This window comes from Janthinobacterium sp. YR213 (assembly GCF_900099875.1).
In the GTDB taxonomy this organism is placed as follows: Bacteria; Pseudomonadota; Gammaproteobacteria; order Burkholderiales; family Burkholderiaceae_D; genus Janthinobacterium; species Janthinobacterium lividum.
Map to the genome: position 1 here is coordinate 406,311 of NZ_FNDA01000003.1, position 17,209 is coordinate 423,519.

A 17,209-nucleotide genomic window follows, 5' to 3' on the forward strand; every position below is an offset into this window, starting at 1 on the left:
AACAGCAGAACGATTTACTTCACCAGCCGCTGCCACAGTGCGGTCGTAGGCGCCGCCTGGTTCATGCTATAGAAATGCAAGCCTGGCGCGCCGCCTTCCAACAAACGCTCGCACAAGCCCGTCACCACGTCCAGGCCGAAAGCCTTGATGGACGCGCTGTCGTCGCCGAAGCTGGCCAGTTTCAGACGCACCCAGCGTGGAATTTCCGCGCCACACATGTCCGAAAAGCGCATCAACTGCGTGTAATTCGTGATCGGCATGATGCCGGCCACGATAGGCACGTTGATGCCCATCTTCTGCGTCTGCTCGACAAACTGGAAATACGCGTCTGCATTGTAGAAGTACTGGGTGATGGCCGCATCGGCGCCGGCCTGCACCTTGCGCGCAAACGCGTTCAGATCGTCCTGCGGCGAACGGGCTTGCGGGTGCATCTCCGGATAGGCGGCCACTTCGATATGGAAATGGTCGCCCGTCTCGGCGCGGATGAATTCCACCAGCTCGTTGGCATAGCGGAACTCGCCCGAGGCGCCATAGCCGCTCGGCAAGTCACCGCGCAAGGCCACGATACGGTTCACGCCCGCCGCCTTGAAGTCGGCCAGCACGGCGCGGATCGATTCGCGCGAACCGCCGACGCAAGACAGATGGGGTGCGGCCTGTTCGCCGGCCGCCAGGATCTCGCGCACGGTGTCCAGCGTACCCTGCTGCGTGGTGCCGCCAGCGCCAAAGGTCACCGAGAAATACTTCGGATGCAATTCAGACAACTTGACACGCGTGGCGCGCAGCTTTTCCGCCCCTTCCGGGGTTTTCGGCGGGAAAAACTCAATACTGAAATTATGCTTTTCCATCGTCGTTACTCAAAAGTAAGGTCGACAAGGCCCAAGAAATGATGCTGTACAGGATGGCACCACCCACGGCAGACCAGAAACTGGCGACATGGAAGCCATCGATCACCTGCGCCACCAGCCAGAACAGGAAGCCGTTGATGATCAAAATGAACAGACCCAGCGACAAAAACGTCACGGGCAGGGTCAGCAGGATCAGCAAAGGACGGATCAGCGCATTGACCAGCCCCAGCACGGCAGCGGCCAGCAGCGCGGTCCAGCCGCTGCTCATCGTCACCGAGTGCATCAAATAAGGGACGGCAAACAGGGCTGCCGCATTGATAAACCAAATCAGTAGCAAGCGCATTTCTCTAGCCTGTCAAAAAAGAGGGCAAGCCGGCATAGCCGGCCTTTTCAAAGTACACCGATCAGTATTGTTGCCTCAGGAACCGTAGCGAGCGGATGCGCGGCGTGGCCGAGAAGCGCAACTGTGCTGTTGTAGCACAGTGAGCATCGCCGGCCGCGCCCCGCGCCGCGCAGTAGGTTCCCGAGGCAAGCAACCGATTAATAACGGTAGTGCTCGGGCTTGTATGGACCTTCCGTGCGCACGCCGATGTAGTCGGCTTGCTCTTGCGTCAGTTCCGTCAGCTGCGCATTCAACTTTTTGAGTTGCAAACGAGCGACTTTTTCGTCCAGGTGTTTTGGCAGGGTGTACACGCCGACCGGGTAGTTGGCCGTGTTCGCGTACAGCTCGATCTGAGCGATCGTCTGGTTGGCGAACGACGAGCTCATCACGTACGACGGGTGGCCCGTGCCGCAACCGAGGTTGACCAGGCGGCCTTCGGCCAGCAGGATGATGCGGCGGCCCGACGGGAAGATGATGTGGTCGACTTGCGGCTTGATGTTTTCCCACTCGTATTGCTTCAGCGAAGCAACGTCGATTTCATTGTCGAAGTGACCAATATTGCAGACGATGGCCTGGTCTTTCATGCGCGTCAGGTGATCGTGCGTGAGGATGTGATAGTTGCCGGTGCAAGTCACGAAGATGTCGCCGTGTTCGCACGCGTAATCCATGGTCACGACGCGGTAGCCTTCCATCGCCGCCTGCAGTGCGCAGATCGGATCGACTTCCGTTACCCATACCTGGGCCGACAGGGCGCGCATGGCTTGGGCCGAACCCTTGCCGACGTCACCATAACCGGCGATGACGGCCACTTTACCGGCGATCATCACATCGGTGGCGCGCTTGATGCCATCGACCAGCGATTCGCGGCAGCCATACAGGTTGTCGAATTTCGATTTCGTGACGGAATCGTTCACGTTGATCGCAGGGAAAGCCAGCTTGCCTTCCTTGTGCATCTGGTACAAACGGTGCACGCCGGTGGTGGTTTCTTCCGTCACGCCGAGGATTTCCGGCAGACGCTTCGAGTACCAGGTCGGATCGGCCAGCAAGTGTTTCTTGATCGAGTTGAACAGGCAGATTTCTTCTTCCGAACCGGGATTGGCCAGCACCGACAGGTCGGTTTCCGCGCGCACGCCCAGGTGCAGCAGCAGGGTGGCGTCGCCGCCATCGTCGAGGATCATGTTCGAGTAGACAGCCTTGCCATCCACGTTCGGCCATTCGAAGATGCGGTGCGTGTATTCCCAGTAGTCATCCAGCGACTCGCCCTTGACGGCGAACACAGGCGTGCCGGCGGCAGCGATGGCGGCGGCGGCATGATCTTGCGTAGAGTAAATGTTGCACGATGCCCAACGCACTTGCGCGCCCAGTGCTTCCAGGGTCTGGATCAGCACGGCGGTCTGGATGGTCATGTGGATGGAACCGGTGATGCGCGCGCCTTTCAGAGGCTGCGCTGCCGCGAATTCTTCGCGGATGGCCATCAGGCCAGGCATTTCCGTTTCAGCAATCTTGATTTCTTTGTCGCCCCATGCGGCCAAGGTAATATCGGCGATGGTGTAGTCGTGTTGCGATTTGAGTACGGCGTTCATCACGCCCTCCTTTCAGTTGTTGAAAAAGGTACGTGAGCGCAGTTGCAGGATATTCCGAGCCTGGCGAATTTCTTCGTCGCAACGCTCCTCGGACGGGGGATTTTATCATTGTCAAGGCCGCCGCGCCAGCCTGTTTGCACGGCATTGCCACGTAACAACACATAAAAAAAGCGCCCGCGGCCAGCAGGCCGGGGCGCTTTTCTTGCAAATCCGACTAGATTACTTCAGGCCGGCAGCGTCGCGCAGCAGGGCGACCTTGTCCGTGCGTTCCCACGTGAATTCCGGCTCTTCGCGGCCGAAATGGCCGTAGGCGGCGCTCTTCTGGTAGATCGGGCGCAGCAGGTCGAGCATTTGCACGATGCCTTTTGGACGCAGATCAAAGTGCGCCAGCACCAGCTTGGCGATTTCCGCATCGGGAATCACGCCCGTGCCTTCCGTGTAGACGGTGATGTTGATCGGCTTGGCCACGCCGATGGCGTAGCTGACCTGCACCTGGCATTGGCGCGCCAGGCCGGCCGCGACGATGTTTTTCGCCACGTAGCGGGCAGCATAGGCGGCCGAACGGTCGACTTTCGAAGGATCCTTGCCCGAGAACGCGCCGCCGCCGTGCGGGGCTGCGCCACCGTAGGTGTCGACGATGATCTTGCGGCCGGTCAAGCCGCAATCGCCTTGCGGACCGCCGATGACGAAACGGCCCGTCGGGTTGACGAGGAATTTGGTCTCCGCCAGCCATTCGCGCGGCAGGATCGGCTTGATGATCTCTTCGATGACGGCTTCTTCGATCTGCTTGTGCGAGATTTCCGGCGCATGCTGGGTCGACAGCACGACCGTGTGCACGCCGACCGGACGGCCATCGACGTAGCGCAGGGTCACTTGCGATTTCGCATCCGGACGCAGCCATGGCAAACGGCCATCCTTGCGCAGCTGCGACTGGCGCTCGACCAGGCGGTGCGCGTAGTGGATGGCGGCAGGCATCAGCTCGGCCGTTTCATCGCAGGCGTAGCCGAACATCAGGCCCTGATCGCCAGCGCCTTGATCCAGGTCAATCCCCGCACCTTCATCGACGCCTTGCGCGATGTCCGGCGATTGCTTGTCGTAGGCCACCAGCACGGCGCAACCCTTGTAGTCGATGCCGTATTCCGTGTTGTCGTAACCGATGCGTTTGATGGTTTCGCGCGCAACTTGAATATAATCCACATTGGCGTGGGTGGTAATCTCGCCAGCCAGCACCACCAGACCCGTGTTGCACAGGGTTTCGGCAGCCACGCGGGCGGCTGGATCCTGGGTCAGGATGGCGTCAAGGATGGCGTCGGAAATTTGATCGGCAACCTTGTCGGGATGGCCTTCCGAAACGGATTCGGAAGTGAAGAGATAGTCGTTTGACATTGCAAGCTCCTGTTTACTATGTGAATGTTCTGTCGCAGTAAAGAGGATTTTGCCTGCGACGCTTTAGCGAGATTTATATTCCGCATCGCAAGTTGTCTATTAACTCAGCGGTTACTGCATACGTGGTATTTTACGCTTCTTAAAAAATTTTGGCACGGCAACACGCCATTCCTGGAAACCGCTTATACATGTTAGTCCCAATTTTCCGCTTCCTGTCCATCTTTCCCCTGCCCGTCCTGCATGCCCTGGGCACTGCGCTTGGCTGGGTGATTTACGCCATTTCCCCGTCCTACCGCCGCCGCATGCGCGAGAACATGCAAGGTGCGGGGTTTTCGCAACACTTGCACGCGGCCGTGGCCGAAGCGGGCAAGAGCGTGCTGGAATTGCCCTTCATCTGGTGCGCGCCAGCCGAGCGCGTGGCGCGCCATGCGACGGTGGAAAACTGGGAACTGGTGGAAAAAGCGCTGCAGCACGGCCGCGGCATCGTCTTCCTGACGCCGCACCTGGGCTGCTTTGAAATTGTCGCCCAGCAAATCGCCCTGCGCACACCGCTCACCGTGATGTACCGTCCGCCCAAGCGCGCCGCCTTGAAACCGCTGATCGAAGGGGCCCGCGCGCGCGAAAACCTGATGCTGGCGCCGGCCAACATGTCGGGCGTGCGCATCTTCGCCAAATGCCTGAAGAAAGGCCAGCCCATCGGCCTGCTGCCCGACCAGGTGCCGCAGGAAGGCGAAGGCGTGTGGGCCGATTTCTTTGGCCGTCCCGCCTATACCATGACCCTGCCGGCCAAGCTGGCGCAGATGGGCGGCGCCGAAGTCATCATCACCTACGCCGAACGCCTGCCGGGCGGGCGCGGCTATGTCGTGCATTTCGTGCCCTTCACCGAGTCCCTCGACAGCACCTCGGCGGAACAGGCGCGCACCATCAATGCCGCCATGGAACAATTGATCGCGCGCAGCCCGGCGCAATACCTGTGGAGCTACAACCGCTATAAAGTGCCGCGCGGCGCACCGCCGCCCACGCCCGCGACGCCGAATGCCGCCGGGGAGCAGGCATGAGACTGCTGATCGCCTTCATGTGGCTGCTGCACTGGCTGCCCCTGCCCATCCTCGGCCGTTTCGGCGTGGCCGTCGGCAGCCTGCTGTTCATCGCCATGCCCACGCGGCGCAAGATTGCCCTGACGAATCTGCGCCTGTGCATGCCCGAATTGACGGAAGCCCAGCGCGTGGCGCTGGCGCGCCAGCATTTCCAGGCCTATTCGCGCAGCGTATGGGAACGCAGCATCCTGTGGTGGTCGTCGGAAGCGCGCCTGAACCGCCTGATCAAAAAGGTGCCCGCCTTCCCGGGCCAGCAGATCGCGGCCAAGCCGACCATCCTGCTGTGCCCGCACTTTGTCTGCCTCGATGTGGCCGGCGCCGCCACGGCCATGGAAATTTCCGCTTCGTCGATGTATGTGCAGCAAAAGAACGCCGCCTTCGACCAGGCCTTGCGCAACGGCCGTTCGCGCTTCAAGCCGCCCAAGCTGTTTACGCGCCAGGACGGCATCAAGACGATCCTGCGCGCGCTGCGCGACGGCTTGCCCTACTTCATGCTGCCGGACATGGATTTCGGCGAGAAGGATGCGGAATTCGTGCCCTTCTTCGGCGTGCCTGCTGCCACCCTGACGGCCACGGCGCGCCTGGCGCTTGCCGCCAAGGCGCAAGTCATTCCCGTCATCGCCACCTTCCTGCCCAATTACCAGGGCTGGCAAGTGACCTACTATCCAGCGTGGGATGACTATCCGGGCGACGACATTACGGCCGCCACGCGCCGCATGAACGCATTCATCGAAGAGCGCGTGCGCGAAGCGCCGGCCGAGTATTTCTGGACGCATAAACGCTTCAAGACGCGTCCGGAAGGCGAAGCGTCGTTCTATAACCAGCACAAGTGATACGGCAGACCATGAAACTCCAATTTACCAAAATGCATGGCGCCGGCAATGACTTCATCGTCATCGACGCCATCCATCAAGATATCGACTTCACGCCAGCCCAGTGGCAGCGCCTGGCCGACCGCCGTTTCGGCATCGGCGCCGACCAGATCCTCGTGGTGGAAAAACCACGCCTGCCCGGCTGCGATTTCCGCTACCGCATCTATAACAACGATGGCGGCGAAGTCGAGCAGTGCGGCAATGGCGCGCGCGCCTTCGTCAAGTTCGTCAGCGAAAAAGGGCTATCCAGCAAGGACAGCATCCGCGTGGAAACCATGGCCGGCGTCATCGCGCCGCGCCTGGAGCCCGATGGCAGCATCACGGTCGACATGGGCGCGCCCGTGCTCGACCCCGCGCTGGTGCCGTTCGATGCAAACGGGCTGGACGGTGTGGCGCAAGACAACGACACCTTGTGGCCGCTGGACCTGGCTCTGCCGAGCCAAACGTCTCCCGTGCTGGTGTCCGTCGTCTCGATGGGCAATCCGCATGCCGTGCAAGTGGTCGAGGATGTCGATGCGCAAGACCTGGACGTGACGGGCCCGCGCATCGAGCACCACCCGCGCTTTCCCCGCAGGGTCAACGCCGGCTACATGCAGATCGTCGACCGCCAGCACGTGAAACTGCGCGTGTTTGAACGGGGTGCGGGCGAAACCCTGGCGTGCGGCACGGGCGCCTGCGCCGCCGCCGTGGCCGGCATCCTGCGCGGCTTGCTCGACTCCCCCGTGCGCATCAGCGCGCGTGGCGGCGAACTGTCGATCGCCTGGCAAGGCCCCGGCCATCCCGTCCTGATGACGGGCCCGGCCGTGACCGTGTTCGAGGGCACGATCGAGCTGTAGACGGGTGAAAGTGAGCAGTCAAAGTCAGGCCGCCAGGAACTGCTGTTCCTGTGCGACATCGAGTTCGGTCAGGTAGCACTTCAGGCGGTACAGGCGCTGCCGGTAATTGCCTTCCGGCCCCGCCACACCGCAATCGACGCGCTCGAACAGGCGCACCACCTGATCGAGCAGCTGGCGTTCCTGCGCCGTACGGATCAGCACCAGGCGCCGCTTGCCTCGCCCATGTGTGGCACTGATATCGATCAACAGACAATGGCCCTGGTCGGCCGCATGGATATCGAGCAGCAGCGCCTCGGCACGCGACAGATGGAAGCAGCGCGCCAGTTCCAGCCGCGCCGCCAGCAAGGGGTGGCTCTGGCCCAATTGCCGCAAGTGCCCATCGGCCTGCATGGCGGTGCACTGGCCCCAGTCGCCGGCTTCGCCCTGCGGCGCGATCTTTGCCAGCGCCGCCTCCGCTTCGCGGCTGCCTTGCGCCTGCGCCTGCAGCAGCCAATACGCGGCCCGCACATCATTGTTGACGCCATCGCGGCGATTGCGCCAGGCATGCATGCCGCACTCGAGCTGGGCCGGGCCATGCCCCAGGTCGGCGGCACGCTCCAGGCAGGAATGGGCTTCGACCACATTGCGCTGGGAAAATTCCGGTTTCGTGTAGATGCGCGACAGCACGAACCAGGCTTCGGCCAGCCCCTGCTCGCCAGCCTGCGTCAGCCAGCGCACGGCACGCTTGAAATTGGCCGCGCCATTGCGCGTGGCCAGCCGCTGGCCATGCGCATCCATGCGCGCATAGCCGAGCCCCAGCTCCAGCTGCGCCGTGCGGTCGCCGCCATGCGCTGCCAGCTCGCAACACTGCCAGCCTTCGGCGTCGCCGCCAGGCGCCAATGCCTGGGCACAACGCGACAGCAACAGCACCTGCTGCGCGTCGAGGGCGATCGTGCGCGCACCGGCCGCCGCCTGGCGCTGCAGCAGCTCGCGCGCCAGCGGCAAGCCTTGCGACAGGAATCCGGCATGGTTGCCCTGGCGCCATGCCTGCTCCAGCCAGGCGTGCAGCGGCGCGTCGCCATCGATGGCTTTCTCGCCAGCCAGGCCGGTGTCCCGCCCGGCAGCGGCAAGCGAGCCATCTTGCATGGATAACAACCATTGTGCATCGGGCAAGCCGGCCCGCACGGCGGCATCCAGCGCCACGCGCGCCTTGGCGCGCAGGGATTCACAGTGACTGGCGGCATTGCCCAGCACCAGCTGCGCCAGCACCAGGCCCGCCTGCACCAGGCCTGCATCGAACGCCTGCGCGTAATAGGGAATCAGCGCCTTGGCTGCCGGTTGCGCCACTTCGAACGGCACGTGCGTGCCAATCAGCAAGCACGCTTCCTCGCTATCCTCCTGGGCCGCCCGCGCCAGCCAGTGCAAGGCCGTGGGCAGGCTTTGCGGCACGCCCTGTCCAAACAGATACACCCGCCCCAACGCCAGTTGGCAGGCAACATCGCCCGCACGTGCGCCCTTGATCAATCCTAATGTTTCGCGATTTGCCATCGATTCTCGATATTGAGTCAATGATTCTAATAATAGTGAGCCGTCTCCAGGCCCATCAACGCAGGCCTTCCCTTAGTGTACCGTCCTTGTGTCATAAATCCGCCAAAGCCGCCTCAAGAACTTGATTCAACGCAACAATGTCCTGGCGCGGACATGCCAATATGGCAAGGCGCCGCCAGCGTGGCGGTGGGAGAACGCTGTCCATCGGCGCAGCATCGGCAGAAACCGCGCGTTACAAAAATACAACAGGGGCATGCAGTTATGCCGCTTTTCACCAATCTTTTCACGCACATTTGACCAATCCCGCACGTCTTGCGCGCCGACGAATTAAGGTTCATTCATCGAAACGCGACAGTTAGCGCATTTCAATCTGCTCGGATCTCGGACGGAACTCACTTTTAATAGGGAATAAGACATGAAAAAATCACTCGTTGCCCTCGCACTCTTCGGCGCCTTTGCCGCAACCGCACAAGCGCAGTCGTCCGTCCAAATCTACGGCACGATCGATGCAGGCCTGGGCAAAGCGACTGGTTCGACCACCGCCGTCACCAAGCGCGACAACAACAAGCTGGGTTTCAAGGGCACGGAAGATCTGGGCAATGGCTTGAAAGCCATTTTCCAACTGGAAATTCGCTATGAATCCGACACTGGCACCGTAGAAAACACGTCGGGCGCCAATTCGCGTCCGCTGTTCCAGGGTCAAAGCCGCGTCGGCCTGCAAGGCGACTTCGGTACCGTGCGTCTGGGCCGTGGCCTGACCGCCTTCCAGGAAACGAGTACCGGTTTCGAACCATGGTCGGGCATGCCTACGCCAGCCGGTTTCCAGACCGACCTGACCGTTGCCGGCTACACCAGCGATCCGCTGAGCGCGCCAGGCAACTCGCGTAACCGCTTCTCGAATGCCGTGTTCTACAACTCGCCAGTCATCAGCGGCTTCCAGTTCAACGCCACCGTGGCCGCCAAAGAAGCGAACAACAACACCGCCGTTGCAGCCACCGTGCGCAACCTGACGACGAATGCCACCGGCAACTTCGCCCTGCCAGCCAATGCGGTGCCAGCATCGAACCCGTACTCGGTGTCGGCAACGTACAACAACGCCCAGTTCGCCGCCATGGCTGCCTACGAGCGTAACGGCCTGCAAGCCAAGCTGTGGTCGGTCGGCGCATCGTTCAATCCGATCGCGGAATTGAAACTGATGGCAACGTACCAACACCAGGATGACGGCAACTTCAAGATCGTCAACACCGACACCAAATCGTGGGTGCTGGGCGCCAACTATGACGTCGGCCCAGGCAAGATCCGCGCTGGCTACGGTCAAAAAACGCCGGATGGCGTCGCCAAGACCAAGCAAGCATCGCTGGGCTACGACTACAATCTGTCGAAGCGTACCTACCTGTACGCAGATATTTCGAATAAGAAATCGGCCAGCGTCGCCAACTACAACAACACCACCTCGGTCAACTACATCGGCCTGGGCGTACACCACAATTTCTAATGGCCCGCCTGTCACCCTTCGCGGGTGACAGCTGACCAGGAAATACAAAGCGGCATGGGCAACCATGCCGCTTTTTTCATGGGCGCGCGGAAAATGCACGGGCGCCATGCCCTTTGCGCCTATGCCGGCGCACTCTCGGTTAGAATGAAGTGTTCAACTTTCACTGACAGATATTCTCAATGACCGCCACACTCGATTCCAGCACCGTCGCCCAGTACCTGAGCGAGCACCCGAATTTCTTCGAAGAGCATACCGCTCTGCTCGGCGAGGTCAAACTGAGCAGCCCGCTGACGGGACGCACCATCTCGCTGCAGGAGCGGCAGATGGAAGTGATGCGCGACAAATACAAGGCGCTCGAACTGCGCATGTCCAAGCTGAGCCGCGTGGCCGAGGAAAATGGCGACATCGCCAGCAAGTTCCACGGCTGGAACCAGGCCATGCTACAAGTGCGCAACGATGCGGACATGCCGCGCGTGCTGGTCGACGCCTTGCAAAGCAATTTCGACGTGCCCTACGTCAGCCTGCGCCTGTGGCAAGTGCTGCCGGAACACGCCAACGGCTGGTTCACGGAAGATGTCACGGCCGATGTGCGCATGTTCGCCAACAGCCTGCAAACGCCGTACTGCGGCAGCAACCGCGATTTCGAAGCCGTGCACTGGCTGCAGGCCGACAAGATCGAATCGACCGTCATGATCGCCCTGCGCGCGCCAAACACCACGGGCACCTTCGGCTTGCTGGTGCTCGGCTCGCCCGACAGCGAACGTTTTACGTCCAGCATGGGCACGGACTTCCTCGTGCATATCGGCGCCACGGCCAGCGCCGCCCTGGCCGCGCTGCGCGCCGGCACGCCTGCCTGAGAATGCCATGAATGAGGCGCGCGGCAAGGCCGAGTGGCTCGACGCCTATCTGGCGCAGCTGGCCACGCAGCGCAAGCTGTCGCCGCATACGCTTGACGCCTACGGGCGCGACCTGCGCGCCTTGCTGGAACTGAGCGGCAACACGCCCTGGACGGCTCTTGCGCACAACGAAGTGCGCCGCTACACGGCCAAGCTGCACGCTGGCGGCCTCGACCCGCGTTCCATCGCCCGCAAGCTGTCGTCGTGGCGCGGCTTCTTCAACTGGCTCAGCGGCGAGACCCAGCTCGACGCCAATCCTGTCGACGGCATCCGCGCCCCGAAGCGGGCCAAGACCTTGCCCAAAGCCCTGTCGGTGGATGATGCCGTGCGCCTCGTGGCGCCCGCGCAACACCAGCAAGGCGCCGCCGAGCCGGAACAACTGTGCAACCGCGCCATGTTCGAACTGCTGTATTCGAGCGGCTTGCGCGTGTCCGAACTGACCAGCCTGGACACCCATTACTGCAAGGCCGACGGCGGCCAGCCCGCCTCGCTGGGCTGGCTCGACATGGCCAGCTTCGAAGTCATCGTCACGGGCAAGGGCAGCAAGATGCGCAAGGTGCCCGTCGGCAAGGCGGCCCTCGTGGCCTTGACGGCTTGGCTGGGCGTGCGCCCGCCAGCGGCCGATGGCAGCGCTGCCTTGTTTTTAAGCACGCGCGGCACGCGCATCTCGCCGCGCGTACTGCAGCTGCGCCTGAAGGCGCATGCGCTGGCGACGGACATTCCCGCCAACGTGCACCCGCATGTGCTGCGCCACTCGTTTGCCTCGCACGTGCTGCAATCGTCGGGCGACTTGCGCGCCGTGCAGGAAATGCTGGGCCATTCCAGCATCACCTCGACCCAGGTTTACACGGCCCTCGATTTCCAGCACCTGGCGCACGTGTATGACCAGGCGCACCCGCGCGCCAAGCTCAAGTAGGCAGCCGCTCCCGCTGGACAGCCTGATCCATATCAAGCGGATGGGCGCGCATTTGCAAGCTTTTGCAAAATTCCGGCATAATCGTCCGCATTCTTCCGCTTGCGCGGCGGCACCACCGATTACAAGGCATCTCTCATGGCACTGATTCCAACCACCATCCTCACCGGTTTCCTGGGCGCCGGCAAAACCACCTTGCTCAACCGCATACTGCAGGAAGACCATGGCATGCGCATCGCCGTGATCGAGAACGAGTTTGGCCAGGAAAACATCGATAACGAGATCCTGGTGCAGGACAGCAACGAACACATCATCGAGATGAACAACGGCTGCATCTGCTGCACCGTGCGAGGCGACCTGATCGTGGGCCTGACGGAACTGGCGCGCAAGCGCGACGCCGGCTTGCTGGCATTCGACCGCGTCGTCATCGAAACGACGGGCTTGGCCAATCCCGGTCCCGTGGCGCAAACCTTCTTTGTCGACGAAGAAGTGGGCAGCCACTACATGCTCGACGCCATCATCACGGTAGTCGATGCCCGCCATGCCATGAAGCAACTCGATGAATACGAGGAAGCCCAGCGGCAAGTGGGCTTTGCCGACAAGCTGCTGCTGTCGAAAACCGACCTCGTCAGTGAAGAGGACGTGGCCGCCCTGACGCGCCGCCTGAAGCGCATCAATCCGCGCGCGCCCATCGCCAAGGTCGATTTCGGCCGCGCGCCGCTGGCCGAAGTACTCGACATCCGCGGTTTCAACCTGAATGAAAAGCTGGAACTGGACCCGGATTTCCTGGCGACGGAAACGGCGCACGTGCATGATCACGACAAGGCACACGGACATGAGCACGAGCATGGTCATAAGCACGAGCACAGCGACGCCTGCGCCACCGATTGCGGCCATGCCGACCACCACCATGCGCAGCACAGCGACGATATCGCCGCCTTTGTTTTCAAGAGCACGCAACCGTTCGACAGCGCCAAGCTCGACGAGTTCCTCGGCGGCCTGGTGCAAGTGTATGGTCCGCGCATGCTGCGCTACAAGGGTGTGCTGCTGATGCAGGGCGCCGAGCGCAAGGTGGTCTTCCAGGGCGTGCACCAGCTGATGGGCAGCGACCTGGGCGCCAAATGGGGCGAAAACGAAGTGCGTGGCAGCAAAATGGTATTTATTGGCAAGAATCTACCAAAAGACATTTTTATTCGCGGACTCGAACAATGTTTGGTATAAACTAGCCGGGTTTTGCAAAGTATCCGTTGCAAAGCAGAAACAAAAGGGAAAGTTAAGCACGCTTTCCCGCTGTCCGACACCCATCTTGCTGGCATAAACCAACAAGTAGCCGTTTCTGATCGGCTAGTCAACAAATCGGGATGGCAATATAAAGCAAAGCGTGCCAAAATCAGCGACGAAAACGGCCCATGTCGTTCGCCTGTCATGAAATGCTGGCAAACTGCCACTGGCCGCATGCCAGGCATGCAACCGATCCACCCAACACGCCTGTTGACGCGCGCATAGCGCGACTGGCATAGAGCGGTAAAAAGTTATCAACATGGCACCTTAGCCGGCCGGTAGTCCTGGCTTTCGCCGGCAAGCCAAGGTCGCACGCAGTACAGCGGGACAGCAATGCCAAGCGGAACCTGTACAGTTGCTCGGTATCGCCGCATCAACTGATCAATTTGAAAACTCTGTCGTATCGAAGGTAAGCGAAGTTATGACCAAAACTAATAAATCGACCCCGGCCGCCAACCAAGACATCCCTCTCATCAGCGAAGACCAAATTCGCGCCATGAGTGAAGATGACTACATGAATCCGGCACAACTGGCATTCTTCAAGGCGCGCCTGCAGCAGCTCGAAAAAGACCTACTGAAAAACGCCGGCGAAACCACGGAACACTTGCGTGAAACCGTGCTCGTACCGGATCCTGCCGACCGTGCCACCATCGAGGAAGAGCATGCGCTGGAACTGCGCACGCGCGACCGCGAGCGCAAATTGCTGAAGAAAGTGCAGCAATCGATCGCCAGCATCGACGCCGGCGACTATGGCTGGTGCGAAGAAACGGGCGAGCCTATCGGCATCCCGCGTCTGATCGCCCGTCCAACCGCCACCCTGTCGCTGGAAGCCCAGCAACGGCGCGAACTGAAGCAAAAACTCTACGGCGACTGATCGCCCTCGCCTTGCGCGGTCGCCCCGGCGGCCCCGCGATGGCGAATAAAAAAGCACGCAAGCTTCGGTTGCGTGCTTTTTTTTCGTCCCGCGCCGACTACACTGAAGCAGGCACTACCGCTTGCAATTGCCTTTTCCATCCCCACTTTTGGGGCATGGGCGCGCAATCGCATGGCCTTGCACGCATCGGCACGAATCTTTTGAGGTCACTATGGAACAATTTCACGGCACCACCATCCTCTGCGTCCGGCGCGGCAAGCAGGTCGCCCTGGGCGGCGACGGCCAGGTAACGCTCGGCAACATCGTCATGAAGGGCACGGCCCGCAAAGTGCGTAAGTTGTATCAGGGCAAGGTCCTGGTTGGCTTTGCCGGCGGCACCGCCGACGCCTTCACCCTGCTCGACCGATTTGAAGGCAAGCTGGAAAAACACCAGGGCAACCTGCTGCGCGCCTCCGTCGAACTGGCCAAGGACTGGCGCACCGACCGCGTGCTGCGCCGCCTGGAAGCGATGCTGCTGGTGGCCGACAGCGAGTCGACCCTGGTCATCACGGGCAATGGCGACGTGCTGGAGCCGGAAGACGGCATCGGCGCCATCGGCTCGGGCGGCACCTACGCCCAGTCCGCCGCCAAGGCCCTGCAGGAAAACACGGACTTGTCGCCGGCCGACGTGGTCAAGAAGTCGCTGACCATCGCCGCCGAGCTGTGCATTTACACGAATATGTCCCACATCATCGAGACCCTGGACTGAATCCAGGCGCGTCCGAGCACAGAATAGAAAGCCAACCATGATCATGAACATGACCCCTTCGGAAATCGTTACCGAACTCGACAAGCACGTGGTGGGCCAGGCCAAGGCCAAGCGCGCCGTCGCCATCGCCCTGCGCAACCGCTGGCGCCGCCAGCAGGTGGCCGAGCCCCTGCGCCATGAAATCACGCCCAAGAACATCCTCATGATCGGCCCCACGGGCGTCGGCAAGACGGAAATCGCGCGCCGCCTGGCCAAGCTGGCCGAGGCGCCGTTCATCAAGATCGAAGCGACCAAATTCACGGAAGTCGGTTATGTGGGGCGCGACGTCGACACCATCATCCGCGACCTGATCGACATCGGCATCAAGCAGACGCGCGCGCTGGAAATGAAGAAAGTGCGCGCACGCGCCGAAGACGCGGCCGAGGACCGCGTGATCGACATCCTCGTGCCGCCGGCGCGCGACTTCGGCTTCACGCCGAATACGGCAGCGGCCGTGGACAGCGGCAGCGGCGACAGCACGCGCCAGACCTTCCGCAAGCGCTTGCGCCAGGGCGAGCTCGATGACAAGGAAATCGAGATCGAGCTGGCCGAGGCGGGTCCGCAGATGGAAATCATGGCGCCGCCGGGCATGGAAGAAATGACGGAGCAGATCAAGTCCATGTTTTCGGGCGTGGGCGGGCAGCGCAAGAAGGCGCGCAAGGTCAAGATCCGCGAAGCCTTGAAACTGCTGCTCGAGGAAGAAGCGGCCAAGCTGCTCAACGAGGATGAACTGAAACAGAAGGCGATCCAGAACGTCGAGCAGAACGGCATCGTCTTTTTGGACGAGATCGACAAGATCGCCTCGCGTTCGGAATCGGGCGGCGCCGACGTCTCGCGCGCCGGCGTGCAGCGCGACCTGCTGCCGCTGGTCGAGGGCACGACCGTCAACACCAAGTACGGCATGATCCGCACGGACCACATCCTGTTCATCGCTTCGGGCGCCTTCCACCTGTCGAAGCCGTCGGACCTGATCCCGGAACTGCAGGGACGCTTCCCCATCCGCGTGGAACTGGAATCGCTGTCGATCTCGGACTTCGAGCGCATTTTGACGAGCACCGACGCCTGCCTGACGATGCAGTACGAAGCCTTGCTGGCGACGGAAAACCTCACATTGCAATTCGCGCCGGAAGGCATCACGCGCCTGGCGGAAATCGCCTATGCGGTGAACGAGCGCACGGAAAACATCGGCGCGCGCCGGCTGCACACGGTGATGGAAAAACTGCTGGAAGAAGTGTCGTTTACGGCCAGCGAAAACAGCAGCAGCACGGAAAACCTGCTGGTGATCGATGCCGCGTATGTCAACGAACGCCTGGAAGCGCTGTCGGTCAACGAGGACCTGTCGCGCTACGTGCTGTAGGAAAGAAGGGGGAAACCGATGGCAAACAAGGCATTGGCGACGCGGCAGAAAATGCAGTTCCGCGTCGAACCCTCGCAAAAACCGCGCAACCCGGTCGCCACTGCCGCCCTGCAGCGCGCCGCCGGGGCACACGTGAAAACCGTGTCAGGCCAGCGCCAGCAGGAAAAACGCCTGCTGGCGAAATTGCTGCTGAAGGTTGACGTCAAGGACTGATCTGGAAATATCCATGGCAAGGCGCATGGACGAAGACAGTATGAGCAATACGGCGAGGCCGTGCAACGCCGCCATGGACATTTCAGGCCGCCCGCGGACACCCCGTTCTGGGGGCGTCCGCCATCAGGCCACTCTCTGCCGCAGCAGCATCCCCTTAGAAACGGTAGGACGCGCCCAGCGAAAACATGTCGACCTTGGTCGTTTGCTTGCTGTTGTACTTGACGGGCACGCGGTCCCAGTCGAGGTGCAGCGACCAATTCTTGTTCAGCGCATACGCCGCGCCGATGCCGTAGGTCAGGCCGATCTTGCTCTTCTTGTCCGAACCGCCGCCCAGATAATCGACCTTGCCCTGCGTGTATGCCGCGCCGGCGCGGCCACTCAATGTAAACGCGTCAAACTGGTAACCGAGCACGCCCTGCATGCCGAGGCCCGTGAACTTGCCGCGGCCAGCGCGCTTGCCCGCGTCCGTGTCGAAGCCGGACTTGACCTCGCCACCCATGTACCCCACCAGCTCAATCGAAGGCAGGGCCACGCCGCCCTGAAACGGCAGCGCGTCGAAACTGTAACCCAGGTAGGCCTTGCCATTGCGCTTGCTGCTTTTGTCGCAATCGCTTTGTCCGGCGATGCAATCGAGGCCGCTACTGGCGCGAAAGCCATAGCTGGCGCCCGCATAGAACGGACCCGGTGCCGGTTCAGCTGCGACGGCATGCAGGGGGGCGATGGTGGCCAGCGCCAGCAGCGCTGCGGGGAAACGGAAAGATGGGAACATGGATAACCTCTACAAGTGGATGGATTGCCTGGTTGTAGCGCGCTGCGCGAGCCACAAGCGGGAGTGTCATCGCTTTTGCCGAAAAGTACTATCACC

General features: G+C 61.5%; 17 protein-coding genes and 1 riboswitch. Of the genes, 11 read left to right on the forward strand and 6 right to left on the reverse strand.

Features of this window, described 5'->3' with window-relative positions; genetic code table 11:
- Positions 1-14: 14 nt before the first annotated feature.
- From metF to metK, 4 genes are all read right to left on the reverse strand, one after another.
- Positions 15-845, reverse strand: coding sequence for a methylenetetrahydrofolate reductase [NAD(P)H] (gene metF / locus BLT98_RS15750; RefSeq protein WP_092609278.1), 831 nt, complete (start codon positions 843-845; stop codon positions 15-17).
- Positions 832-1,188 (reverse strand): phage holin family protein, encoded by a 357-nt coding sequence (locus BLT98_RS15755; protein ID WP_034783534.1) that lies wholly within the window; start codon positions 1,186-1,188, stop codon positions 832-834. Before BLT98_RS15755 ends, metF begins: the two co-directional genes overlap by 14 nt.
- A gap of 197 nt (positions 1,189-1,385) precedes the next feature.
- Positions 1,386-2,810 (reverse strand): adenosylhomocysteinase, encoded by a 1,425-nt coding sequence (gene ahcY, locus BLT98_RS15760; RefSeq protein WP_070258574.1) that lies wholly within the window; start codon positions 2,808-2,810, stop codon positions 1,386-1,388.
- 27 nt (positions 2,811-2,837) lie between these two features.
- Positions 2,838-2,906, reverse strand: a riboswitch (S-adenosyl-L-homocysteine riboswitch).
- A 123-nt stretch (positions 2,907-3,029) separates the two neighbouring features.
- Positions 3,030-4,196, reverse strand: a complete 1,167-nt coding sequence (metK, locus tag BLT98_RS15765) for a methionine adenosyltransferase (RefSeq protein WP_070280038.1) — start codon at positions 4,194-4,196, stop codon at positions 3,030-3,032.
- A 188-nt stretch (positions 4,197-4,384) separates the two neighbouring features.
- On the opposite strand from metK, the gene BLT98_RS15770 reads away from it, so the two are divergent.
- The 3 genes from BLT98_RS15770 to dapF are packed head-to-tail and all read left to right on the forward strand — an operon-like array spanning position 4,385 to position 7,001.
- Positions 4,385-5,254 carry a lysophospholipid acyltransferase family protein gene (locus BLT98_RS15770; protein ID WP_034783538.1) on the forward strand — a complete coding sequence of 290 codons (870 nt, stop codon included), beginning with the start codon at positions 4,385-4,387 and terminating at the stop codon, positions 5,252-5,254.
- Positions 5,251-6,126, forward strand: a complete 876-nt coding sequence (locus tag BLT98_RS15775) for an LpxL/LpxP family acyltransferase (RefSeq protein ID WP_034783539.1) — start codon at positions 5,251-5,253, stop codon at positions 6,124-6,126. The genes BLT98_RS15770 and BLT98_RS15775 overlap by 4 nt, the downstream gene beginning before the upstream one ends.
- An 11-nt stretch (positions 6,127-6,137) precedes the next feature.
- Entirely contained in the window at positions 6,138-7,001 is an 864-nt protein-coding gene (gene dapF, locus BLT98_RS15780) for a diaminopimelate epimerase (protein ID WP_092609279.1), read from the forward strand.
- Positions 7,002-7,025: 24 nt separating this feature from the next.
- Here the strand turns inward: dapF and BLT98_RS15785 are convergent, their stop codons facing one another.
- Positions 7,026-8,528, reverse strand: a complete 1,503-nt coding sequence (locus BLT98_RS15785; protein ID WP_092609282.1) for a tetratricopeptide repeat protein — start codon at positions 8,526-8,528, stop codon at positions 7,026-7,028.
- A gap of 415 nt (positions 8,529-8,943) precedes the next feature.
- On the opposite strand from BLT98_RS15785, the gene BLT98_RS15790 reads away from it, so the two are divergent.
- From BLT98_RS15790 to BLT98_RS15825, 8 genes are all read left to right on the forward strand, one after another.
- Positions 8,944-10,023, forward strand: a complete 1,080-nt coding sequence (locus BLT98_RS15790) for a porin (protein ID WP_092609285.1) — start codon at positions 8,944-8,946, stop codon at positions 10,021-10,023.
- Between the two features lie 179 nt (positions 10,024-10,202).
- Positions 10,203-10,880 (forward strand): DUF484 family protein, encoded by a 678-nt coding sequence (locus tag BLT98_RS15795; protein ID WP_034783545.1) that lies wholly within the window; start codon positions 10,203-10,205, stop codon positions 10,878-10,880.
- Between the two features lie 7 nt (positions 10,881-10,887).
- Positions 10,888-11,835, forward strand: coding sequence for a tyrosine recombinase XerC (locus tag BLT98_RS15800; protein WP_092609288.1), 948 nt, complete (start codon positions 10,888-10,890; stop codon positions 11,833-11,835).
- 135 nt (positions 11,836-11,970) lie between these two features.
- Positions 11,971-13,053, forward strand: a complete 1,083-nt coding sequence (locus tag BLT98_RS15805; RefSeq protein WP_092609970.1) for a CobW family GTP-binding protein — start codon at positions 11,971-11,973, stop codon at positions 13,051-13,053.
- A gap of 481 nt (positions 13,054-13,534) precedes the next feature.
- Positions 13,535-13,987: an RNA polymerase-binding protein DksA gene (gene dksA, locus BLT98_RS15810; RefSeq protein WP_034753066.1), complete on the forward strand. Its 453-nt coding sequence runs from the start codon at positions 13,535-13,537 to the stop codon at positions 13,985-13,987.
- Positions 13,988-14,198: 211 nt separating this feature from the next.
- Entirely contained in the window at positions 14,199-14,735 is a 537-nt protein-coding gene (hslV, locus tag BLT98_RS15815; RefSeq protein ID WP_034753065.1) for an ATP-dependent protease subunit HslV, read from the forward strand.
- A gap of 43 nt (positions 14,736-14,778) precedes the next feature.
- On the forward strand, positions 14,779-16,131 hold the full coding sequence (gene hslU / locus BLT98_RS15820; RefSeq protein ID WP_070280073.1) for an ATP-dependent protease ATPase subunit HslU: 1,353 nt from the start codon (positions 14,779-14,781) through the stop codon (positions 16,129-16,131).
- Positions 16,132-16,149: 18 nt separating this feature from the next.
- Positions 16,150-16,344: a hypothetical protein gene (locus BLT98_RS15825; protein WP_077398720.1), complete on the forward strand. Its 195-nt coding sequence runs from the start codon at positions 16,150-16,152 to the stop codon at positions 16,342-16,344.
- Between the two features lie 154 nt (positions 16,345-16,498).
- Here the strand turns inward: BLT98_RS15825 and BLT98_RS15830 are convergent, their stop codons facing one another.
- On the reverse strand, positions 16,499-17,113 hold the full coding sequence (locus BLT98_RS15830) for an outer membrane protein (RefSeq protein ID WP_034783555.1): 615 nt from the start codon (positions 17,111-17,113) through the stop codon (positions 16,499-16,501).
- Between the last annotated feature and the right edge of the window lie 96 nt (positions 17,114-17,209).